The following is a 21,839-nucleotide window of genomic DNA, read 5'->3' on the forward strand; positions in this document are numbered from 1 at the left end:
CGACCCGCCGATCCCCTTGAAGGTTGCACATTGGAAACTGTTACGATGCTGAACTTACTATACGCGTTCCTGACGATCAGGGTACGGTGACAGTATTCTCACTTGCACGAAACTCCTTCATACCGTCGAGTGTCACCTCACCGACTAGTCTGTACTCGCCGGGGTCATCGGTTGGGTATGGACAAACGTCAAAGGTCTTCCGTGTTTCCTCGATGTCTTCCCATGGACTGTCCATGCCGGCTCGAATCTGCCAAACGGAGTAGTGGACTGTAATGGTGGCACCCAATAACCTGGCGTTGTTAAGCTCACCACCAGCCAATAGACTGGCACAGCTAGTTAACGGTATTGGACCAAGTCCCGGCACCGTGAAAACGGCACCGAGCTGACCAAGTGATTCATTGTAAACAACCCTCACACCGGTCCACGGGACGTAGACAATCTCGTCGACTTCTTCATCAGGGACCTCTTCTTCGTCATCCCCTTCTTCGACTGCATCCGGATCCATCACCGAAATGCTCACCATGTCCGATACGTCGCCGGACGCGGCCATGACATCGGCCATACCGTTGCCCACCGCTTCTACCAGTCCATCCTCGTCCACGGTAACCACGGCCTCGTCACTGCTCATCCACGTGACTTCCGGATCGGCTATGGGTTCTTCGTTCTCGTCGCTGACGGAGACCATGAGCTGCAGGGTCTGTCCGATCTCGGTCAGGGTGGTGGCTTCGGCGTCAACCTCGATGCTGATGTTTGCCGGAACCTGGGAGACGGTGATCGCCGCGGTACCCATGGCGTCTCCGGCCTGGGCCGTGATCTCCGCCATGCCGTTATCCACCGCGGTGACCAGGCCGTTCTCGTCCACGGTCGCTACGGCTTCGTCTCCGCTAGACCAGGTCACGGTCACGTCCATCATAGCGTTCTCACGCTGGTCCAGCACGACGGTCGCGAGCTGTAATGTGTCTCCGATCGCCTCGAACGTGTGCGCCGCCGGCTCGATCGTGATGCTTGTCGGCACCGGACTCGCGACGGTTATGGCCGCAGTGGCAGACAGGCTGCCGGATTTGGCCGAGATCTCCGCCATGCCGTCGCTCACCGCCGTCACCAGGCCGTTACCGTCCACGGTCGCCACGGATTCGTTCCCGCTAGACCAGGTAATGGTCTGGCCGGACATGACGTTGTTCCGCTGATCCCTTACTGTTGCCCTGAGTTGTACCGTTTCTCCGATCTCCTCCAGCGTATGCGAGGCGGGCGTAACCGCGATCCGGGTCGGCACCGGCTCGGCCACCGTGATGTTCGAAGTGCCCGACGCGTTGCCGGCACGCGCCGTGATCTGGGTCGTACCGTTGCTTACCGCCGTCACCAGGCCATTGCCGCTGACCGTCGCAACACCGGTGTTGCTGCTCGACCAGGTCACCGTCTGGCCGCTCATCGGGTTGTTGTTCTGGTCCCTTACTGTAGCCGACAACTGCACGGTAGCACCGATCGACGCGAGGGTGTGCGAAGAAGGCGCGACGGTGAGGCTCGTCGCCACGGGCGTTGGAGGCGGCGCCGGGGGCGTCGGTGTGGACGGCGTGGGGCTTGTCGGACTGCTGTCCCCGCCGCCGCATCCAGCCAGGATCATGAAGTACACGGAAGCCGTGATCATGACGAACGCACGACTATATGGGCGAATCACGTTGGACTCCTCTCGGATAAAGACGGTAATGCGGTTCGCATAAATCTACCGCACGTCATCTTAATAAATCGGCTTTGGATAGTCTATGTTTTTAACTGTATGTGTCTTAAATGATCTACGAATTCAAAAGATTCATGCTCTCCCGGGCCGCGTCGAGGGTCCGGTCGATGTCCTCTTCGGTGTGGGCCAGGGACACGAATCCCGTTTCAAGGCGCGAAGGCGCGAGATAAACGCCGCGGTCCAGCATGTTCCAGAAGTACCGACCGTACGTATCCGCGTCCGAAGTGGAGGCGGCGTCGAAGTTATCGACGGCCTGGTCGGTGAAGAAGGTACACATCATGGACCCGGCGCGCGTCAGGTACGCGGGAACGCGGGCTGCTGCCGCCGCGGCGCGAAGACCGTCGCCGAGCCGGGAAGCCAGGTTCTCGAGCCGCTGGTAGACACCGGGTTCCTGGAGCTGCCGCACCGTCTCATACCCCGCGGTCATGGCCAGCGGGTTACCCGAGAGCGTGCCGGCCTGGTATACCGCTCCGACGGGGGCCACGGTTTCCATGATTTCCCTGCGCCCGCCGTAGGCGCCGACGGGAAGGCCTCCGCCGATGATCTTTCCCAGGCAGGTCATGTCGGCCGTGATCCCGAACCGTTCCTGCGCGCCGCCGAAAGCGATCCTGAAACCGGTGATGATCTCGTCGAAAATCAGTATAATGCCTCGCTTCTCCGTTTCTTCCCGGATGGTTTCGAGAAAGCCTTCGGCCGGCGGGATCATACCCATGTTGCCGGCGACCGGCTCGACGATCACGCAGGCGATGTCGTCGCCCCGCTCCGACAGGGCGGCCCGGACAGCTCCGATGTCGTTGTACGTCAGGTTGAGGGTCATCTTCGCCAGGTCCGCGGGCACGCCGGGGCTGTCGGGGATGCCGAACGTGGCGGCGCCCGACCCGGCCTGGATGAGAAAGCTGTCTCCGTGGCCGTGGTATCCCGCCTCGAACTTGACCGCCAGGTCCCGTCCCGTGTATCCGCGGGCTACGCGCAGGGCACTCATGGTCGCTTCCGTGCCGGAGTTGACCATGCGCAACAGTTCGATGGACGGGAAGGCGGTCTTGACCAGTTCCGCCAGCCTGATCTCTGCCTCCGTGGGCGTGCCGAAACTCGTGCCCCGCTCACAGGCCTTCTTCAGGGCTTCGACCACGGCGGGATGGCCGTGGCCCAGGATCAGCGGCCCCCAGGATCCCAGGTAGTCGATGTACGCGTTGCCGTCCACGTCGTAGACCTTCGACCCCGCGCCCCGCTCCATGAAGACGGGGCGGCCTCCGACCCGGCCGAAATTGCGCACGGGGCTGTTCACCCCGCCAGGCATGGATCGCAAGGCCTGGTCGAAGAGCGTGCTGGATCGGGAACGGTTCATTCGGCTCGTCCCATTCGGTTCATTCCGTTTGTTCGGTTCAACCGGATTGGAGTCCGCGCGCGACCTCCCGCGCGAAATAGGTAAGGATCATGTCGGCTCCGGCGCGCTTTATGGCGGTCAGCGACTCCAGGACAATCCTCTCTTCATCGATCCATCCCATCTGTCCCGCCGCCTTGATCATGGCGTATTCCCCGCTCACGTTGTAGGCGGCCACCGGCACTTCAAAAGTCGATTTCACCCGGTGTATCACGTCGAGATAGGCCAGGGCCGGCTTGACCATGACGATATCGGCGCCTTCCTCGAGGTCCAGCTCCACTTCCCGGAGCGCTTCGTTGGAGTTCGCCGGGTCCATCTGGTAGGAACGGCGGTCGCCGAATTGCGGGACCGAGTCCGCGGCGTCGCGAAAGGGCCCGTAGTAGGCCGAAGCGTACTTGGCGGAATAGGCCATGATCGGGACGTGCGTAAGCCGCTCGTCGTCGAGGGCCTCCCGGATCGCGCCCACGCGGCCGTCCATCATGTCCGACGGCGCGACCAGGTCGGCACCGGCCTTCGCCTGCGAGAGCGCAGTCCGGACGAGCAGCCGAAGGGTGGCGTCGTTCTCCACGTCGTCTTCTTTGATGACCCCGCAGTGGCCGTGATCGGTGTACTCGCAGAGGCACACGTCGCCGATGACGGTGAGTCCCGGCGCCGCCTGCTTGATCGCGCGGATGGCCCGTTGGACGATGCCGTCGTCCGCATAAGCGCCGGAACCGTAGGTGTCCTTGCTTTCCGGGATGCCGAAGAGCATAACGGCCGGGATGCCCAGGTCCGAGACTTCGCGGCAGACCTCCGCGCCCTGGTCCACCGACAGCCGCTCCACACCGGGCATGGAATCCACCGGGGCACGGACACCTTCTCCCGGGCAGATGAACAGGGGATAGATCAGGTCGTCCACGGAAAGCCGGGTCTCGCCGACCATTCTGCGCAACCGCTCCGTGCGGCGCAGGCGCCGCAGTCTGTGTACGGGAAATGCCATCAGGACCCACCGCAGTTGGCGCAGCCGCCGCCGTCGAATCCGTTCAGGGCGCTGCAGCGTTCACACTGGAAAAGGACATGACCGGCGTCGATGGATCGTAATGCCATCCACTCCCGCGCCGGCGCCCGGTGTTTCGAAGGCACGATGATCCTGGCCTCTCCGATCGATCGAGCGTCCGGGAGGAGGCCGGCGTCCTGTCGGGCCGAGAACACCCGGCAATCCACGCCCTGCTGCGCAAGGTACCGCCGGTAGTTCAGCGCTTCCCGGTCTTCCGCCCGGTAGAGGATCTCCTCCTCGACCGGCGGATCCTCTTCCAACCCGTGTCTTTCACAGAAATACCGGCCCAGCCTGCGGATCCCGCAGTCCCCGCACACGTGTTGTCCGCAGACGACGCATCGTCCGTGGGCGGGCTGGTCCGGATGGGTCAGGCAGCGCAGGTCGTCGACGAAAACCGTCCCGCAGACCGGGCAGGATTTCGCGTCGCCCGGGATTTCCTCCTTGCACTCATCGCAGACCCAGGTCGACGCCTCGTTCAGCGTTTCGACCAGGGTTGTTGCGCAGATGGGGCACTGCGCCACACCCTGGGCGTATTTACATTCGCATTCCGGACAGAAAGGCATAGTATTCGGCTGTTTGTTAACTGAAATCACGCCCGACAAATATATACCGGTGCGTCATTTCAGGGCAATCGTTATTACGCGGGCCGCTCCCCCGCGGCCAGCCGGTCGCGCACGATCGCGTCCACGAGCGCGGGGACCGTGGCCTGGCCGGGCACGATATCCACGGACAGGCCCGCCTCCGCGGCGGTTTCCGCCGTGGAAGGACCAATGCACGCGATGCGTACGCCCCGGGTCCATCGTTGCGGACCGTCCGGCCCCGCGGCCTTCGCGAACGCCGACACGGTCGACGAACTCGCGAACACGGCCAAATGGATCTTCCCGTCCTCCAGCATGGACGCTATGTCGTCCGGCATGTCCGGTGCAAGGACCGTCCGGTAGACCGTCACCCGGGTCACGGACGCGCCCGCGGCGGCCAGTCCTTCCTCCACGGCGGGACCCGCAATGTCCGCCGCGGGGAAGAGGATCCGCGCATCATGAAGGTCGCGGTCGCCGGCCAGGGCTTCAACGAGCCTTTCGGCCCGGAATACCTCGGGTTGATCGTCTGCTTCGATCCCGCGACTTCGCAGCGCGCCGGCCGTGGCCCGGCCCACCGCGGCGACGCGGACCCCGCCCAGGGCCCGGGCATCCAGGCCCTTGTGATTCAGCCGGGAGAAAAACGCCTCCACGGCGTTCCGGCTGGTGAACACCACGTGCTCGAAACCGGAGAGATCGGCCAGCGCGGCATCCACTGCCGTCCAGTCTTCGGGCGCTTCGATCCGGATCAGCGGCGCTTCGACCGGCTCCGCGCCATGGCGTACGAGCGACTCCGAAAGCTCGCCGGCCTGGTCCCGGGCGCGCGTGACCAGCACGCGTACGCCGAAAAGCGGTTTCGATTCGAACCAGTCGAGCTGCGGACGCAGCGCCACCACCTCGCCTACGACGATCAGCACGGGCGGCGTGAAGGAAGCGGTCCGGGCCCTGGACACGATGTCGTCCAGCGTGCCGACGAGGGTCCTTTGCTCCGCCGTGGTGCCCCACTGGATCAGCGCGACGGGCGTGTCCTTCGGCCGGCCGTGTTCGATCAGTCTTTCCGCGATGAAGGGCAGGTTCCGTGCGCCCATGTAGAAGATCAACGTGCCGATCCGTTTGGCGAAAGCCTCCCAGTCGAGATCGTTGTGGTCCTTGTCCTGCGAAACGTGGCCGGTGACGACCGTCATCGACGAAGTGATCTCCCGGTGGGTCACCGGTATGCCGGCGTAGGCAGGTACCGCGACGGCCGCCGTGATGCCGGGAACCACTTCGAAGGGTATCCCGGAGCGCTGGAGATGCAGCCCCTCCTCGCCGCCCCGGCCGAACACGAACGGATCGCCGCCCTTCAACCGGACCACGGTCTTCCCGGCCCGGCTGTGCCGCACCAGCAGGTCGTTGATCTCCGCCTGACGCCCCGGCCGCCAGGGCACGCGGATACGCTCGGCGTGGTCCGGCGCTTCCGCCACCAGCCGGTCGTCGGCGAGGAAGTCGGCAACGACGACGTCGGCCCGCCGCACGCAGGAAAGGCCCTTCACGGTAATCAGCCCTGGGTCGCCGGGGCCCGCGCCGACCAGGTATACCATGCCCGGCGTCGCGGCGGATGCGGACCCGCCCGGGGATTCGGTACTGCCTGGGGATTCGAAGTCGCCCGGATATTCGGTCTTGTCAGGGAACTCGGCGTTCATTGGGATTCCGTGGTCGGACTAGACGGCCGGGACGGCCGAACGGGATCAATCGGCCTGGACGGATCGGCCTGTGCGGCCTGTTCCAGTACCGCCTCGGCCAGCCGGCGGCCCAGATCAGCGCTCTCTTCCGGCTGTCCGCGCAGGGATTGACGCACGAGCCATTCGCCGTCATCGGCGGCCAGGACGGCATCCAGTACCAGGCAACCTTCCTCGATTCTGCCCCAGGCGCCGACCGGGGTATGGCAACCGCCGCCGATACGATGGAGAAAGGACCGTTCCGCCGTTACGGCCTGCCTGGCCTGAAGGTCTTCGATGCGCCGCGCCGCTTCCAGAGCGGGCTGATCGTCCTTCCGGGTTTCGATCGCGAGCGCGGCCTGGCCGACAGCCGGCATGCAGACCTCCGGAGCCAATATCTCGGAGATGCGTTCCGTCCAGCCCAGCCGCTGCAACCCCGCCACGGCCAGCACGATGGCGTCCGGGCCGTCCGGTTCTTCCAGTTTCTTCAGCCGGGTGTCGATGTTCCCGCGGATCCCCGTGAATCGCAGGTCCGGCCGGTAATGCTGCAGTTGTGCCCGCCGCCTCGGACTCCCCGTGGCGACACGGGCACCCGACGGAAGGTCGTCCAGCCCGGCGCCGTCGCGGCTGATCAGGGCATCGCGCGCGTCCACGCGCTCCGGAACCGAGGCGATTGCCAGGCCGCCGGGAAGGGACGTGGGCAGGTCCTTGAGGCTATGCACGGCCGCGTCGATCTCCCTCGAGACCAGGGCCCGTTCCAGTTCCTTGACGAAGACGCCCTCGCCGCCGAAGGTGTCCAGTGAGGCGTCCCGGTCCGCGTCGCCTTTCGTCGTGAGGACGCGCACCTCCACGGCCAGATCGTCGCGGCCCGCTTCCAGGTCCCTGGCCACCGAATGGGCCTGGACGAGGGCCAGCCTGCTGCCGCGGGTGCCTATGATCAGTGAAGAAGCCATGTTAAAGGGATCGATGTCCCGGCCACCTGGACGCACCGCGCTATTCGTGCTCGGCCACCCGGACGCGCCGCGCTATTCGTGCTCGGCGCCGTTCTTGTCGTTCCCGTGCTCGTCGAGTCCGAAGAGATGGCGCAGGCTGTAGAGGTGGTAGTCCCGGTGCTCCGGATCGGAAGTGTTCCTGAGCTGGACCGTCGGTTGATGGAGCAGCTTGTTCACGATGGCGCGGGTCATCTTCTCCACGGTCTCCCGGTCGTCATCGGAGAGATGGCCGAGCTGGGTGAAGGCGCGGCCGATCTCCTGGTGCCGGACATCCTCCGCGAAGTGGCGGAGCTGGGCGATGGTGGGCGCGATGGAGAGGTTCTGGTACCACGCGAGCAACCGCTCCACCTCGGTCTCGACGATCGCCTCCACCTTCTGCGCTTCCGCCTTCCGCGCCTCCGCGTTGTCGTCCACCACCGACTGCAGGTCGTCCATGTCGTAGAGGATGACATTGTATAGACCGCGCACGCGCGGGTCGATGTCCCGGGGCGCGGCGATATCGATCAGGAATATGGGGCGGTTGCGGCGGTCGTGCATGATCTCGGCCATCCGGTCCCTTCCCAGCACCGGTTCGGTGGCGCCGGTGGAACTGATGACGATATCGACGTCGGAGATCATCTGCAGCCCGTCCTGCAGCGATACGGCGATCCCGTCGTAGCGGTGGGCCAGGTCGGCGGCCCGGTCGTAGGTCCGGTTGGCGACGATCAGCCGCTTCACGCCCTGGTCGACGAGGTACTCCGCGGTCCGTTCGCCGGTCTCTCCCGCGCCGATCAGCATGGCCGTATGCTGCCGCAGGTCCTTGAAGATCTTCCGCGCGAGTTCGACCGCCACGGAACTGACGGAAACCGAGCCCGTCCCGATCTCCGTGGTCTCCCGCACCTGCTTGCCCACGGCCAGCGCCTTTTCGAACAACCGGTTGAGGACCAGTCCCGTGTTCTTCGTGTTCAGCGACTGCATGTAGGCCTCTCTGACCTGGCCGAGGATCTGCTGCTCCCCGACGACCATCGAATCCAGGCTGGAGACCACCCGGAACAGGTGCCGGATGACCGCCTCGTCCCTCCGGTGATAGAGGTAGGGCGACAGAACGCCTTCGTCCACGCCGTGGATCTCGTGAAACCACGCCTCGATAGGACCGGGATCGGTATGTTCCTCGTCGGTGGTCGCGTACATCTCGCTGCGGTTGCACGTGGACAGCAGCACCGCTTCCAGGATGCCGTTCGAGGCCTTCACGAAGGAGAGGGCCTTTTCCTGGAGCGATTTCGTCAGCACCGCCTGGTCGCGCACGTCGATGGGCGCTGTATGGTGACTCAGTCCGACGAGTGTGAGATGCATGACTCCACCCTGTCGCGCGCTTCGTCCGCGCGTCCGGCGCGCAGGAGGTCGAGGAGGTCGGAATCGACCAGGGACGTCCACAACCTCGCGCGGGTTTCGGTTTCATCGGGGTACGCGGCCTTCATCCGGGGGCGGTACGCGCCCAGCAGGTCGAGCAGATCGGCGTACTCGGGCCCGTAGGCCCCTTCCAGCTGCCCGCGGATCTTCTTCGCCAGCGCGGGGCTCTTGCCTCCCGTGGAGATGGCGATGCACAGGTCGCCCTGCCGGACGATGGAGGGTACGATGTAACGGCACAGCGCCGGCACGTCCACCACGTTGACCATAATGCCCTCCGCTTCGGCGTCCCGATAGACCCGCTCGTTGACTTCCGTGGAATCGGTCGCCGAGATGACCAGCCTGTAGCCGCGGACGTCGCCGGGACTGTACGGCCTCGCCAACCAGCGCAGTGCGCCGCGGTCCGCATGGTCACGCAGTCCGTCCGTCAGGTCGGGGCTGATCACGGTAACGACCCCGCCACATTCGAGCAGCGAACCCGCCTTCTCCTCAGCGATCGCACCGCCGCCCACCACCAGGCACGGCTGGTCTTCGATGTCTACGAAGGCGGGATAGTATTTTTTCATGGCTTGATAACCGTCGGTTGTCGTCCAGTTGTCGTCCAGTTGTCGTCCAGTCGTCGTCCAGTCGATGTCGTCCGGTCGCCGTCGTCAGTCGAATATGTGCAGATTGGTCCAGAGTCCGGCGCCGAGATAGGCCAGCAGCACGGAGGCGAACCCGGCCATGGAGATGATGGCCGCCCGTTCACCCTGCCAGCCCGCGGTATAGCGGGTAACCAGCTGGCAGGTGTAGATGACCCAGGTCAGCATCACGCACAGTACTTTCGGATCCAGCAGCCAGGGCGTGATCGAGTCCCACGCGGCCGTCGCCCACCAGATGCCCGTGGCGATGCCCGCGGACAGGAAGACCCAGCCAATGAGCGTCGCCTTCAGGTTCATTTCGTCCAGCATGCCCAGCGCGGGCAGCCGGGAGAACACCAGGCCCACGCGCCGGTGGTGGATGTAGTACATCTGCATCACATACAGCAGCCCGGTGATGAAGGAGAAGGAAAAGGCCGCGTAGGCCAGGAAGCTCGCCGTTACGTGGAAATTGAACCACGGGCTCTGCAACAGGGGCGGCAGCGGATCGACGGGGCTCATGAACGCAGTGGACGCCGCCTGGGCCGCCAGGACCAGGGGGAGGACGAACACGCCCAGCGACCGGTCGTGGAATCGGCGCTCCAGTAAGAGATAGACCACGGCGATGAGCCAGGCGAAGAAGCTCATCGACTCGTGCAGACCCACGAAGGGCGCGTGGCTGGATTCGACGGCTCGGGCGATCAGAAAGGCGCTGTGGCAGGCCAGGGCGAACACCAGGAAGAGGCTGGCATAGATCCCGGACCCGGGATGCTTCGTCCAGAAATGGCGGAAGTAGACCACGGTGGCGACCGCGTAACCCGCCAGAATCATCCCATGCAGAATGTAGATGCCCATGGATACAGCCTCCACGTGAAACCGCTCCAGGAATTCAGGCCCGACAAGGTATCGTAAAATACCGTCTTATCAAGTATTTATCAAGTCGAAAGGGGCGGTTCAGTCCGTGTTTTCAATCTGCGCCAGGATGTCCATGCCCACCCGCCGGCTCCAGGCTTCCATGGCCCTGCCGAACAGCGGACCGGGCCGGCCGTCGCCGATGGGCGTGTCGTTGATGCGCGTGCAGGGCGCCAGGCAATACGGCGTACTCGTCAACCAGGCCTCGCCGGCATTGACGGCGTCGTAGGGCTGCAGTTCCTTCTCGACCCAGCCCAGCCCCAGTTCCGGCGCCATCTCCCGCAGCGTCACCAGGCTGACCCCTTCCAGGATATTGCGGCTGGTGGGCGTATAGATCGTATCGTCCGCCACCAGGACGAAGTTCGCGCCGGAACACTCCGTGAGGTTGCCGTCCAGGTCGAGCAGCAGCGAGGTGGCTGCGGGGTCGACGGCCTGCGTCTGCCGGTCGGCCAGCCAGTAGTGCAGGCGCGAGCGGTTCTTGGTCTTGGGATCGACGCACTGGGGCGGCACGTGGCGGATGGAGGGCGTGACCACGTGGGCGCCCTGCCGAAAGAAGGGGCGCCATACGGAGAAGGGCAGCGGAAAGGAATGGATGCACAATGTGGGCTTGAGACGCACCGGCCTGCCCGCGCTCCCCGCGTAGATCTGGTTCTCCCCCGGAGTAACGAAGTGGACGACGCCCAGGTCCTGCTCCGGGCCGATCAGCCTGCCGTTGGTCTCGATGAGGCTCCGCGTGCACTCGACCAGGCCGTCGTGGTCCAGGTCCAGCTCGAAGCCCGCGTATTTGCACGACCGCAGCAGCCGCCGCACATGTTCGTCCAGGCGGAACGGTTCATGCCTGAAGGTCCGAGTCATTTCGGTCACGGTGGCCCCCAGGACGATCCCCAGGTCGTAGATGTTCAGATGGGCCCGGGAGGCGGGGACGAATCCTTCGTTGAGATAGACAACCGGTTCACTCATGGCGCGCTATGCTCCTGTGGTTGAAACCGATGCGTACGGGTATCCTGGAAACGGTTCCGTGTTCGCTCGTCGAGCAGTTCATAGATGCAGTATATCTACACCTATTGATTGAAAACCCCAAAACAAATGCAAAACACACGACGTCTTTTATGGGTCGAGTTTCTCGCGCACATTCTCGTTGATGATGAAGCTGTCGATTCAGAAGTGCATCCTGTGGTACGAACCAATACCAGATCGCCCTTGACTCATGGGCGCAAATCCACTAACAACGTTAAACTTCGCCGGCAAAGACCTTTCATAACCGCCAATATCCTTTAAAAAGGAAAATAGTTTACCGATCAGGCCTGTTTTACTGACCGATCAGGCCCATCGACTTAACCGCCGCTGCTCTTTACACACTCTCCAAAGGAAGCGGGCAATGATACGCAGTAGATTACCCTTTACGCGCTATTTAATCATGCTTTCCCTGGCGACGCTAACGGCATGTGGGAAGGACAGTCCCACTCAGCCGCCGGCGCGGGTTTCTTCCAGTATCGTCCTCACGGCGGATGCCGCGGCGCTCACCACCATAGGGCAGACGTTACAGATCAATGCAACGGTACTGGATCAGGATAACAACCCCCTTACTGGCGCGACCGTTGCCTGGTCGAGCAATAACCCTGCCGTCGCCTCGGTCAGCAGCAGCGGTCTCGTGACGGCGGTGTCGGGCGGCACCGCCCAGATCAGAGCTACCTCCGGCAGTGCCCACGCAACGGCCAACGTAACCGTCATGCAGGTGGCGGTCAGTGTTGCCATCGCCCCGACTTCCGCCACGTTGGCGTTGCTGAGTGAGAGCGTCCAGCTCGAGGCCGCGGTGTACGACAGCGGGAACACGCCTATTCCCGGTGCGGCCGTGGTGTGGTCCAGTGGTAATCCGCTCGTCGCCACAGTAAGTTCCAACGGACTCGTTACCGCAGTTTCAAACGGTACTGCCCGGATCACAGCCACGTCGGGCAGCGTCTCGGCCTTCGTGACGATCACGGTCATGCAGACTGTCGGAAGCATCACACTGGTGCCTTCCGTTGTAACGCTGACGGCGATCGGCGAAACCGAGCAGCTTACCGCCAGTGTCTATGATGTAGGTGGACAGCCCTTCAATGATGCGGAAGTAAGCTGGTTCAGCAGCAATCCGGCTATCGTGTCCGTCGATTCGCACGGTCTTTTGACCGCCGTGTCGAACGGTACCGTGTTAATCGAGGCCAGGTCGAACGGCCAGTCCGCAAGCGCGGCGGTTACGGTCATGCAGTCCGCGAGCCGAATTGAGATCGCGCCGATGACGGCAATGTTGTCATCAGTTGGCGAGACTTTGCAACTTACCGCCAGGGTGCGCGACGGGAACGGACATCCCATCATAGATGCCGCGGTCAACTGGTCCAGCGGCGACACCAGTGTCGCGACCGTCAGCGGGGAGGGCCTGGTGACGGCGGTAATGAACGGTACCGCGGAGATAACCGCCGAATCGGGAACCGTATCCGCGCGTATCGAAGTCGTCGTGGATATACCCGATTTGGACCGAGATGTATTGGTGAGGTTTTACACCACCACAGGAGGACCAGACTGGGCGAACAGCTCAAACTGGCTGAGTGACGCGCCACTAGGGGAATGGTACGGTGTGACGGATGATGAAGATGGTCAGGTGACCGAACTCAGGCTGAGAAGAAACAACCTCAGGGGCCCGATTCCCAAGGAACTGGCCAATCTCGAAAACCTGAGGGTGCTGGACCTCAACACCAATAGTCTGACTGGAACGATACCACAGGAACTGGGCGACCTTACAAACCTGATTGACTTTAATCTCGGGGCAAATAACCTGAGTGGAACGATACCATCGTCATTAGGCAATCTCCAGAACGTGATAAACTTCAAACTCGACCGCAACCTTCTGACCGGGTCTATCCCCTCGACACTGGGGAATCTGTCATCGGTCACCAACTTCGATCTGTGTATCAACCAGCTGAGTGGCTCAATACCATCGGAATTGGGCAATCTGTCATCCGTAGGGTTCCTCTGCCTCGGAGCAAACCGGTTTACAGGATCATTGCCATCGGCACTTGGTGAATTATCGACAGTGTGGTATTTTCATGTTGGACAGAACATGCTGAGCGGCAGGATCCCATTGTGGTTTGGAAACCTCAGCAACTTGCAGGAACTTCTACTCTTCAGTAACAGGTTCACCGGTGCATTCCCACGGACTCTCGCCGACCTACCTGCTCTGACACGTTTGAGCATATCCGGCAATAGTCTGACCGGATGCATCCCCCCATCGCTACGCAATCTGCCCAGAAACGACTTGGATAGTTTGAATCTGCCAAACTGCCAAACGGGACAGTGATACTGAGGATGTGGAATTAACATGACCCGGCAGCACGCTGGTAAGACCGGCAGCACGGGCATCGCAGTCTATCGCGCAGGATGTCTATGAGCAAAATAACCGAGCTATCCGGCTCACTGGATAAGATTGTAAGGTTCCTGGCATATCACACGCCAAGGCCCTTCAGGGATTTCATTTTACCTTCTTATCCCTATGCGATCAACCCCACCATGCTTTCTTTTCTGACCCAGGCGATTGACAAGAACCGGGGAAAGGGCGGCGCCGTGTGTGAGATTGGTGTCGGATGGGGACATACTTCCGTTTTTCTTCTGGAGCACATGTGCAGTGCGGGCTACAATGACCGAGTAGTTCTCGTCGATACTTTTCGAGGTTTTACGCCGGAGTCGATGGACCATGAAGTAGCGCATCGTGGTAAACTCAAAAGGGAGATCGACCGTTTTGGTTACGCGTCCCCCAAGGTCTACGAGAAGAACCTGCGCAAGCAAGGATACGACAACTTCGAAGTCATCGCCGGCAATTGCGAGAAGGTGGACTGGGCACGTATCGGTACCCTGGCTGTAGTCCTTCTCGACGTCGACCTGTATCTTCCGACGATTCGGACGCTGGAAGCAATCTATCCCCTGCTTGTATCTGGCGGTGTCATACTGATCGACGACTGTCAGCCGGATCAGACATTTGACGGCGCTCTGCAGGCCTATACCGAGTTTACCAAAGCCAGGAACCTGCCCTTTGAAATCGTCGGAGGGAAAGCGGGACTCATAACCGGATAACTTCTCATGGAAAGCACCGGGCAGATGGCAGGGCAGATGGCAGGCGCCGCCGGCGACGGATCCCATCGCGCGGGGTTCGTGGCCCTGGTCGGGAAGCCGAACGTGGGCAAGTCCACCCTGATGAACGCGCTGCTGCAGCACCGGCTTTCCATCGTGACGCCGAGGCCCCAGACGACCCGCCAGCGGGTACTGGGCATTCTGACGAAAGACGACTACCAGGTCCTGTTCCTCGATACGCCCGGACTGCTCGAACCCGGCTACCGGCTCCAGGAATACATGCTGCAGTCCGCGGTCCATACGCTGCACGACTCGGACGCGGCCGTGGCCATCGTGGACGCCACCCGTTTCGAACGCGATCTCGACGACCGGGTCGCCGGCTTCCTTGAGCAGAGCCGCGGACCGGTCATCCTGGCCATCAACAAGATCGACCGGATACCCAGGACTTCCCTGCTGCCCATGATCGAACGGGCCGCGGACCGGTTCCCCTTCACCGAAATCGTGCCCGTGTCCGCCCTCAAGGGAGACGGCCTGCAGCCGCTGCTGTCCGCCGTGATCCGCGTGCTTCCGGCGGGTCCGGCGCTCTACCCCGCCGACATGCTCACGGACCAGCCGGAGCGATTCTTCGTGGGAGAGATCATCCGCGAGCACCTGTTCCTTGCCGTGCGGGAGGAACTGCCCTACGCGTCGGCCGTGATCGTCGAGGATTTCACGGACCGACCCAACGGCACGGCGTTCATCCAGGCCGGCATCATCATCGAACGGGATTCCCAGAAGGGCATCATCATCGGCAAGAACGGGCGCATGCTCAAACGCATCGGATCGTCCGCGAGGAAGGCCATCGTCGAATTCCTGGACCGCCCCGTCTACCTCGACCTGCGGGTCAAGGTCCGGCCCTCCTGGCGGAAGAAAGAGCAGGAGCTGAGGCGGCTGGGCTATACCAGGCGCTGAGCGGCCAGCCCGATGTAGCGTTCCAGGTCCTCCCACAGCGCTTCCATCGGCCGGGGTTCGTTCCAGGGCTGGACCACCTGCCGGCCGTACCCTTCGATCAGGGCCAGGACCCGCACGCACCATTGCACGGGAAGTATGGCCTGGTACACTTCCATCTTCCCGCTCGCGTGGGGGTCGGCGCTACGTTTGCAGTAACCCGCAATGGCTTCCTCCCGCAACCCCGCCTCCAGCCCCGTGCTCTCCGGATGCCAGAAGAAACCGGCGACCTCGTAGAACGGGTCCATGATTCCCGCGTGTTCCCAGTCGACCAGCGCGACGCGGTCCGGATCCGCTTTGATCACGTTGGCCGGCCGGAAATCCCCGTGGCACAACCTGGGCGATGCATCCGCCCATAACGCGGGCCGCAGGTCCATCATGTCCAGGCCCCGTCTCAGGTCGTGCAGCCGGTCCGCGGTCCGGCGAAAGGACGTATCGTTCATGGCAGTGGACGCGGACAGGGTGCGCAGGCTCTCGTCCATGTACAGAAGGCAGTCTTCGGGACGGGACGGACCCGCCGGCCGGCCCAGTATGGGATCGCCGGGATCCCGGATACCGTGTACACGGGACACGATCCCAAGGAGCCGGTCGAGGTCTTCCCGGTTCATGCCGGCGGGTTCCACCGGCGATCCCGGGAGTTTCTCGTAGATCAGCACGGGCGCATTCAGTCCGGCGGCCCGTGCGTCCGCCGATACGGCGACCGGCATGCCTTCCAGGGCGGATAGCCGCCTCATCGCGGCGTATTCCCGTTCAAGGCGCTGGACACGGTCATCGGGATACACCTTGAGGAGGTAGGACACGCCACCTGTATCTACTTCGTATATACGGTTGTTGAATCCACCCGTCATCGGCCGGATACGGTGCGGTCCGGCGGCGACCGCGTGTCCGTCAGAAGCCAGCCGGGCCAGGTATTGCGTAACGGCTGCAGGTACCGATGGTTGATTCATGGCTGGCGGTCTCCACCCGGCCTTTTCCGATTGCCCGCGGTACTTGAGGTCCGTATCTTCAGTGCTCAGAACCTGCGGCCGGTCTGGTCAGCATGACCGGCCTGGTCCACGCCCGGCCTGTCCCGGATTCCGGGGTGATTCCAGATGAGATCCCTTAGCCTTCTCCGGCGCGCCGCAAATCGCCTGGCCCGCCTGGTCCGCCTGGCCCGGTCCCAGTCGCTCAGGACGACTGTCGCACCGCTCACCGTCTTCCTGCTGGCGACGTCGGGTTGCGGCAGCGTTTTTCAGAACGTCAACGTGCTTTCCGAGGCGGATGAAATCGCGCTCGGGCGCGAGTTTTCGAGAGAGATCGAAAGAGAGCTCAAGCTGTACCGGGACCCGGAGGTGGTCCGCTACGTCGACGGACTGTGCCAGGCCCTGGTCCTGCATTCAAAACGGTCGAATATACCCTACTACATAAAGGTCGTGGATACGGATGAAGTCAACGCCTTTGCCCTTCCCGGCGGCTATCTCTACGTCAACCGGGGGCTCATTTCCATCTCCGGAACCGAGGCGGAACTAGCCGGGGTGATCGCCCATGAAATCGGCCACGTGGTAGCGCGCCACGGGGCCAAGGCCCTGACCCGGCAACTCGGGCTGGAGATCATGCTGGGCATGATATCGGGAAGAAACCCCACGGGCGTCCGGCGCGTCGCGGCGCAACTGGCGGGGATCGGCGGCATCCTCTCCATGCTGCACCATTCCCGGGAGGCGGAACGGGAGGCGGACACCCTCGCGATCGTCAACCTCCGGGAGGCCGGTTACGATCCCGAAGGCCTCACGGGTTTCTTCGAGAAGCTGCTGGAGATCAACGATCGCGAACCCGGAACGCTGGCGACCATGTTCGCGACCCATCCGCCGAGCAGGGAACGTATCGAGAACACCCGGGAACAGGCCACGGCGTTGCCGGCCCTGGAGGGACTGGTCACGGATTCGGAACGGTTCAGGCAGATCAAGGACATGCTGCCACCGCTCAAGAAAAACCCGCTGAAAAACGAGAAAGAAGAATAACCGGCCGCATGCGCCGCACGGTTCGCCAAGGCCGATCAGTACATGCCAACACTCGTCGAAAACCACCCCGGCCTCCTGCTTCGCGGCGGGACCGTCGTGGACCCGTCGCAGGCACTGAACCGGGTATGCGACGTCGCCATACACGACGGTTCGATTTCGGCCGTCGGCGACGGCCTGCCGGACGATGGCTGCCGCGTCTTTGACGTGTCCGGGCGGTACGTCTTTCCCGGCCTGGTCGACCTGCACGCCCACATTTGCTGGGGGTTCACCGACATCGGCCTGGTGCCGGACGACATCTGTCCCTCCACCGGGGTGACGGCCATCGTGGACGCCGGAAGCTCGAGCTGGCCGAGCCAGGACGCCTTCCGCCGCATCGTGGCGGAACCCTCCAGGACGCGGGTCTTCGGTTTCTCCAATATCTCCAGCGTGGGCATCCCGACGGCGGGCACGCCCGAACTGGCCAGCCTTCGGTTCGTGGACGTGGACCGTTCCGTGGCCGCGGTGGCCGGGAACCGGGACCTCATGACCGGCATCAAGGTCCGCATGGGCCGGCACCTCATCGGCGACAATGGGATCGAACCGATGCGCCTGGCGGTGGAGGCAGCGCAACAGGCAGGCGTCCCGGTCATGGTACACGTGGGCAATACGCCCTGTCCCCTGGCCGGCATCATGGACCTGCTCCGGCCGGGCGACATCATCACGCACGCCTATCACGGCCACCCCCACGGCATCCTCGACGATCACCGGGCCGTCTGGGAGGACGTCATCGAGGGACGGTCCCGGGGCATCCTGATGGACGTGGGGCACGGCGCCGGCAGCTTCAGTTTCGACGTGGCCAGGTCGGCCTTCGAACAGGGGTTCTTCCCGGACGCCATCAGCACGGACCTGTACACGGTGAACGTCGACGGACCGGTTTTCGACCTGCCGACCACCATGTCCAAGATGCTGAACCTGGGCATGCCCCTCGAAGATATCGTAGAAAGCACGACCTCCATACCGGCCGCGGCGATCGGGAGAAACGAGCTGGGCACGCTCCGTCCGGGCGCGGCCGCCGACGTGGCGGTATTCGAACTGGAGGAAGGCGACTTCGAATTCAGCGATTCGCACGGGAACCGCCGGAGGTGGCCGCAGCGCCTGACCTGTGAAATGACCCTGCTGGACGGGGAAATCGTATATGAACGGAGATAACGCACCATGAAAGCCAGATACTGGGTGGGCGGATGCCTGTCCGCGATCATCCTGCTCGCCGTTATCGTCGGTGCAGCCTACTATTTCATCCTCCAGGCAAGTGATGAACTGGTGGACACCTACACCAGCCCGGAGCCCCGCGACTTCGCCCGCGCGGAGGAGGGACGGGATGAGGCGCTGTCCGTAATCGACCGGTTCAGGGACTTCGTCATCGCCCTCGAGCGGGGCGAGGAGACCGAAAGCTTTTCGTTGTCGGCGGACGACATCAATGCCCTCCTGGAGTATGAAGACCTGCTGCGGGAGTTTCACGGGATGGCGCGCGTGGACATCCAGGACGACAGGCTGCTGGCCGAGATCAGCGTGCCCCTCGACCTGTTCAACGAACGATTCGAGGGCAGGTACCTCAACGGCACGGGCGAGCTCTCCGTCGAGATGAGGGACGGACGGCTCGAGGTCAACATCGATCGGCTGGAGGTCGGCGGCCGGAACATTCCCGAAGAGTTCATGAATGAAATCCGGAAGAACAACGTGGTCGAAACCCTTCTCCAGGATCCCTCCCTGGAGCGGTTCATGGGCCTGGTGAAGTCCGTGAAAGTCGAGGACGGACGGGTCGTCATCGAGCCCAAATAGGATCCGGCAGTTCTCACCAGGGATTCCTCTTCATGCCCGTCCTCCTCGCCATCGCCCTGCACGCGGAAGCGCGGCCCGTGATCGAGCGTTTCCGCCTGAAGCAGGACGCTTCCTCAGGTCTGCCCGTCTTCCGGCGGGACGGAATCTGGCTCACCGTGACGGGCACGGGAAGCATGAAGTCCGCGATCGCGACCACCTGTCTGCTCACCCGGGTCGAAAGGGATGAAGACACGGTCCTGTTCAACCTCGGCATCGCCGGTCATACGCAGCAGGCGGAGGAAGGTCCCGTTTCGGTGGGAGACCGGTTCCTCGCGAACAAGATCACGGAGCGGAGCACGGGCCGTTCCTTCTTCCCCGACCTGCTGGTGAGGACACCCCTGGAGGAATCCGTAGTCACCACCGTGGAACGGCCCCTGGACCGGGCGGATGCCGGGACCGTGGAACCGGGCCTGGCCGACATGGAGGCGGCCGGGTTCTACCAGGCGGCGGCGACCTTCATCCCGCCCCACCGGATCGGGTGCGTGAAGGTCGTTTCCGACCACCTCGAAACGCGGCGGCTCGATAAAAACAGGGTAGGCGAACTGATCGAGGGCGCCCTGGATGAATTCGAAGCGACGGTCGCGGCCTACCGATCGATCGGCGACGGAGGGGCGGACGTGTTGACTGATGCGGACCTGCAGCTCGTGGAAGACATCCGCGACCGGCTGCGTCTGACGGCCAGCCGGCACCGGATGCTGTCCGACCTGGTCCGGTCCTACAAGCTCCACACCGGATCGGACCTGCCCGACCTGACGCGGTTTACCCACGTCTCCGTGAATACGAGACAGGAAGGCGATGCGCAATTTGAGCGACTTCGGGGCATCCTCTCGGTGGAGTAACTTTTCCCACCTCTACATCGAGCGCGGCGCAATGGAATTCCCGCTCACGCGGCGCATCCGGGAACGCTTCGCGAAGGCCCGCGTGGTGGAGATCGACGACTACAAGACGGTATTCGCCCGGCCGCGGCAGCGGTTCCAGGCGCAGAAGGAGAGCATGAAACTGATCCTGGCCGTGAAGAAGGACCGGTTCCTTTACGACGGATCGGGAAACAGCCAGAACTTCAGCCTCGATGACTTCCACTACAACACGCTCATGTTCAACTGCGTGTACAACTGCGACTACTGCTACCTGCAGGGCATGTACCCCTCGGCGAATATCGTGGTTTTCGTGAACCTGGAAGACTATTTTACCGCGACGCGCGAGGGCATACGCGACAGGTCGAATCCTGCGCAGCCCTTTTATCTGTGCATCTCGTACGACACCGACCTGCTCGCTTTCGAGTCGGTCGTGCCCTACTGCCGCGCGTGGATCGAATTCGCCCGCGAGGAGCCGGACCTGCTTATCGAGATCCGTACCAAGAGCGCCGCGTACCGCGCCATTCGGGATCTGCCGCCCACGGACCGCGTCATCCTGGCCTGGACGCTTTCCCCCGAACCGGTTGCCGCGCGCTACGAACACGGGACGGCATCGCTCCGAAGGAGGCTGGAGGCCGTCCGGTCGGCCATTGACGACGGATGGCCGGTCCGGCTCTGCTTCGACCCGGTCCTCGCCGTTCCGTCCTGGGCGTCCCTTTACGGAGACCTGGTCGAGGAGGTCGTCCAAAGGATCGACCCGGCCGCCGTTCGCGACGTGACCGTGGGCGCCTTCCGCCTGTCGAAACACCATTACCAGCGCATGAGGCGCCAGCGGCGAGATACGCCGCTGCTGTACGGCGAATTCGCGCAGGAGAACACTACAGTGACCTACCCCGTCGAACGGCGTGAGGAAATGACCGCCTTCATGCGGAAGCGCCTGGGAGACCACTTCGGAGAGGAGCGGATCTTCGCATGGACGTAGCACTCGTCACCGGCGCTTCCTCCGGGATCGGCCTGGCCATCGCCGCGCGCCTGGTCGAGATGGGTTATGACGTATACGGGTATGCCCGGGACCACGGGAAGACCTCGCTCCGCCACGAGCGGTTCAAATCGATCGAATGCGACGTCACCGATACCCGGGTCCTGCTGGATTGCACCGAGGAACTGCTCAGATCGACCGGGGGCCTTAAGATCCTGGTCAACAACGCCGGTGTCGGTTTCTTCGGACCCCACGCTGCCATGGCGCCCGACCGGATAGAACGCATGGTCCGGACCAACCTGATCGCGCCCATGGTCCTGACGCGGGCGACCTTGCGACACCTGGAGGAATCAAGGGGATATGTGGTCAACATCGCCTCGACTGCGGCGTTGATTCCCGGTTCCTTCGGGGCCGCCTACGGCGCGACGAAGGCCGGTCTCCACCAGTTCGGGCAGGCGCTCTTCAGCGAGGTGCGCAAGAGCGGCGTCCGGGTGGTGACCCTGTACCCGGACATGACCCGGACGCCGTTCTACGACCACGCAGACTTTGAACCCGGTGAGGATCCCGGCGAACACATCACGCCCGAGTGCGTGGCCAACGCCGTCGCACAGGCCGTGGACCAGCGGGAGGGGACGGTGATCACGCAGATCGTCCTCCGGCCGCAGCGGACAAAGGTAGCGCGCAAACGTCCGCCGCGGCGGAAGAAGGATTAGCCGGCCTTAGCGGGGTCGGACGC

20 protein-coding genes are annotated in these 21,839 nt (G+C 63.2%); 9 read left to right on the plus strand and 11 right to left on the minus strand.

Annotation, left to right across the window (positions count from 1 at the left end; translation table 11 throughout):
* Positions 1–76: 76 nt before the first annotated feature.
* The 10 genes from F4X08_00695 to F4X08_00740 all read right to left on the minus strand — a co-directional run bounded on the left by F4X08_00695 (position 77) and on the right by F4X08_00740 (position 11,291).
* On the minus strand, positions 77–1,675 hold the full coding sequence (locus tag F4X08_00695; protein MYD24318.1) for a hypothetical protein: 1,599 nt from the start codon (positions 1,673–1,675) through the stop codon (positions 77–79).
* A gap of 115 nt (positions 1,676–1,790) precedes the next feature.
* Positions 1,791–3,080, minus strand: coding sequence for a glutamate-1-semialdehyde-2,1-aminomutase (gene hemL / locus F4X08_00700; GenBank protein MYD24319.1), 1,290 nt, complete (start codon positions 3,078–3,080; stop codon positions 1,791–1,793).
* Between the two features lie 37 nt (positions 3,081–3,117).
* Positions 3,118–4,098, minus strand: coding sequence for a porphobilinogen synthase (gene hemB / locus F4X08_00705; protein MYD24320.1), 981 nt, complete (start codon positions 4,096–4,098; stop codon positions 3,118–3,120).
* Positions 4,095–4,673, minus strand: coding sequence for a hypothetical protein (locus tag F4X08_00710; GenBank protein MYD24321.1), 579 nt, complete (start codon positions 4,671–4,673; stop codon positions 4,095–4,097). Before F4X08_00710 ends, hemB begins: the two co-directional genes overlap by 4 nt.
* A 116-nt stretch (positions 4,674–4,789) precedes the next feature.
* On the minus strand, positions 4,790–6,409 hold the full coding sequence (gene cobA, locus F4X08_00715; GenBank protein MYD24322.1) for a uroporphyrinogen-III C-methyltransferase: 1,620 nt from the start codon (positions 6,407–6,409) through the stop codon (positions 4,790–4,792).
* Positions 6,406–7,377, minus strand: a complete 972-nt coding sequence (gene hemC, locus F4X08_00720; GenBank protein MYD24323.1) for a hydroxymethylbilane synthase — start codon at positions 7,375–7,377, stop codon at positions 6,406–6,408. The genes cobA and hemC overlap by 4 nt, the downstream gene beginning before the upstream one ends.
* A 72-nt stretch (positions 7,378–7,449) precedes the next feature.
* Positions 7,450–8,748 (minus strand): glutamyl-tRNA reductase, encoded by a 1,299-nt coding sequence (locus F4X08_00725; protein ID MYD24324.1) that lies wholly within the window; start codon positions 8,746–8,748, stop codon positions 7,450–7,452.
* Positions 8,724–9,368 (minus strand): bifunctional precorrin-2 dehydrogenase/sirohydrochlorin ferrochelatase, encoded by a 645-nt coding sequence (locus F4X08_00730; GenBank protein MYD24325.1) that lies wholly within the window; start codon positions 9,366–9,368, stop codon positions 8,724–8,726. The genes F4X08_00725 and F4X08_00730 overlap by 25 nt, the downstream gene beginning before the upstream one ends.
* Before the next feature lie 84 nt (positions 9,369–9,452).
* Positions 9,453–10,274: a hypothetical protein gene (locus F4X08_00735; protein MYD24326.1), complete on the minus strand. Its 822-nt coding sequence runs from the start codon at positions 10,272–10,274 to the stop codon at positions 9,453–9,455.
* A gap of 99 nt (positions 10,275–10,373) precedes the next feature.
* Positions 10,374–11,291 carry a branched-chain amino acid aminotransferase gene (locus F4X08_00740; protein ID MYD24327.1) on the minus strand — a complete coding sequence of 306 codons (918 nt, stop codon included), beginning with the start codon at positions 11,289–11,291 and terminating at the stop codon, positions 10,374–10,376.
* 418 nt (positions 11,292–11,709) lie between these two features.
* On the opposite strand from F4X08_00740, the gene F4X08_00745 reads away from it, so the two are divergent.
* From F4X08_00745 to F4X08_00755, 3 genes are all read left to right on the plus strand, one after another.
* Positions 11,710–13,662, plus strand: a complete 1,953-nt coding sequence (locus F4X08_00745; GenBank protein ID MYD24328.1) for a hypothetical protein — start codon at positions 11,710–11,712, stop codon at positions 13,660–13,662.
* Between the two features lie 80 nt (positions 13,663–13,742).
* Positions 13,743–14,432 carry a hypothetical protein gene (locus F4X08_00750; GenBank protein ID MYD24329.1) on the plus strand — a complete coding sequence of 230 codons (690 nt, stop codon included), beginning with the start codon at positions 13,743–13,745 and terminating at the stop codon, positions 14,430–14,432.
* Positions 14,433–14,438: 6 nt separating this feature from the next.
* On the plus strand, positions 14,439–15,380 hold the full coding sequence (locus tag F4X08_00755; protein ID MYD24330.1) for a GTPase Era: 942 nt from the start codon (positions 14,439–14,441) through the stop codon (positions 15,378–15,380).
* On the opposite strand, the gene F4X08_00760 is transcribed toward F4X08_00755, so the two are convergent.
* The gene (locus tag F4X08_00760) at positions 15,365–16,363 is read right to left on the minus strand and encodes an aminoglycoside phosphotransferase family protein (GenBank protein MYD24331.1); all 999 of its coding nucleotides are present in this window, start codon (positions 16,361–16,363) and stop codon (positions 15,365–15,367) included. The two genes, F4X08_00755 and F4X08_00760, sit on opposite strands and share 16 nt — an antisense overlap.
* A 144-nt stretch (positions 16,364–16,507) precedes the next feature.
* On the opposite strand from F4X08_00760, the gene F4X08_00765 reads away from it, so the two are divergent.
* The 6 genes from F4X08_00765 to F4X08_00790 are packed head-to-tail and all read left to right on the plus strand — an operon-like array spanning position 16,508 to position 21,816.
* The gene (locus F4X08_00765) at positions 16,508–17,413 is read left to right on the plus strand and encodes a M48 family metalloprotease (protein ID MYD24332.1); all 906 of its coding nucleotides are present in this window, start codon (positions 16,508–16,510) and stop codon (positions 17,411–17,413) included.
* Between the two features lie 42 nt (positions 17,414–17,455).
* Positions 17,456–18,601, plus strand: coding sequence for an amidohydrolase/deacetylase family metallohydrolase (locus F4X08_00770; protein ID MYD24333.1), 1,146 nt, complete (start codon positions 17,456–17,458; stop codon positions 18,599–18,601).
* 6 nt (positions 18,602–18,607) lie between these two features.
* Positions 18,608–19,231, plus strand: a complete 624-nt coding sequence (locus F4X08_00775; protein MYD24334.1) for a hypothetical protein — start codon at positions 18,608–18,610, stop codon at positions 19,229–19,231.
* A 32-nt stretch (positions 19,232–19,263) separates the two neighbouring features.
* Positions 19,264–20,109, plus strand: a complete 846-nt coding sequence (locus F4X08_00780) for a hypothetical protein (GenBank protein MYD24335.1) — start codon at positions 19,264–19,266, stop codon at positions 20,107–20,109.
* On the plus strand, positions 20,066–21,106 hold the full coding sequence (locus F4X08_00785; GenBank protein ID MYD24336.1) for a hypothetical protein: 1,041 nt from the start codon (positions 20,066–20,068) through the stop codon (positions 21,104–21,106). Before F4X08_00780 ends, F4X08_00785 begins: the two co-directional genes overlap by 44 nt.
* On the plus strand, positions 21,097–21,816 hold the full coding sequence (locus tag F4X08_00790; protein ID MYD24337.1) for an SDR family oxidoreductase: 720 nt from the start codon (positions 21,097–21,099) through the stop codon (positions 21,814–21,816). Before F4X08_00785 ends, F4X08_00790 begins: the two co-directional genes overlap by 10 nt.
* Positions 21,817–21,839 lie beyond the last annotated feature (23 nt).

The sequence above is a fragment of the Gemmatimonadota bacterium genome (assembly GCA_009841265.1).
In the GTDB taxonomy this organism is placed as follows: domain Bacteria; phylum JAAXHH01; class JAAXHH01; order JAAXHH01; family JAAXHH01; genus JAAXHH01.

Bases quoted from the DNA above. Each gene is read 5' to 3' on its own strand.
- hemL (MYD24319.1), bottom strand. From the start codon at position 3,080: ATGAACCGTTCCCGATCCAGCACGCTCTTCGACCAGGCCTTGCGATCC.
- cobA (MYD24322.1), bottom strand. From the start codon at position 6,409: ATGAACGCCGAGTTCCCTGACAAGACCGAATATCCGGGCGACTTCGAA.
- hemC (MYD24323.1), bottom strand. From the start codon at position 7,377: ATGGCTTCTTCACTGATCATAGGCACCCGCGGCAGCAGGCTGGCCCTC.
- F4X08_00725 (MYD24324.1), bottom strand. From the start codon at position 8,748: ATGCATCTCACACTCGTCGGACTGAGTCACCATACAGCGCCCATCGAC.
- F4X08_00730 (MYD24325.1), bottom strand. From the start codon at position 9,368: ATGAAAAAATACTATCCCGCCTTCGTAGACATCGAAGACCAGCCGTGC.
- F4X08_00735 (MYD24326.1), bottom strand. From the start codon at position 10,274: ATGGGCATCTACATTCTGCATGGGATGATTCTGGCGGGTTACGCGGTC.
- F4X08_00740 (MYD24327.1), bottom strand. From the start codon at position 11,291: ATGAGTGAACCGGTTGTCTATCTCAACGAAGGATTCGTCCCCGCCTCC.
- F4X08_00745 (MYD24328.1), top strand. From the start codon at position 11,710: ATGATACGCAGTAGATTACCCTTTACGCGCTATTTAATCATGCTTTCC.
- F4X08_00750 (MYD24329.1), top strand. From the start codon at position 13,743: ATGTCTATGAGCAAAATAACCGAGCTATCCGGCTCACTGGATAAGATT.
- F4X08_00755 (MYD24330.1), top strand. From the start codon at position 14,439: ATGGAAAGCACCGGGCAGATGGCAGGGCAGATGGCAGGCGCCGCCGGC.
- F4X08_00760 (MYD24331.1), bottom strand. From the start codon at position 16,363: ATGAATCAACCATCGGTACCTGCAGCCGTTACGCAATACCTGGCCCGG.
- F4X08_00765 (MYD24332.1), top strand. From the start codon at position 16,508: ATGAGATCCCTTAGCCTTCTCCGGCGCGCCGCAAATCGCCTGGCCCGC.
- F4X08_00770 (MYD24333.1), top strand. From the start codon at position 17,456: ATGCCAACACTCGTCGAAAACCACCCCGGCCTCCTGCTTCGCGGCGGG.
- F4X08_00775 (MYD24334.1), top strand. From the start codon at position 18,608: ATGAAAGCCAGATACTGGGTGGGCGGATGCCTGTCCGCGATCATCCTG.
- F4X08_00780 (MYD24335.1), top strand. From the start codon at position 19,264: ATGCCCGTCCTCCTCGCCATCGCCCTGCACGCGGAAGCGCGGCCCGTG.
- F4X08_00785 (MYD24336.1), top strand. From the start codon at position 20,066: ATGCGCAATTTGAGCGACTTCGGGGCATCCTCTCGGTGGAGTAACTTT.
- F4X08_00790 (MYD24337.1), top strand. From the start codon at position 21,097: ATGGACGTAGCACTCGTCACCGGCGCTTCCTCCGGGATCGGCCTGGCC.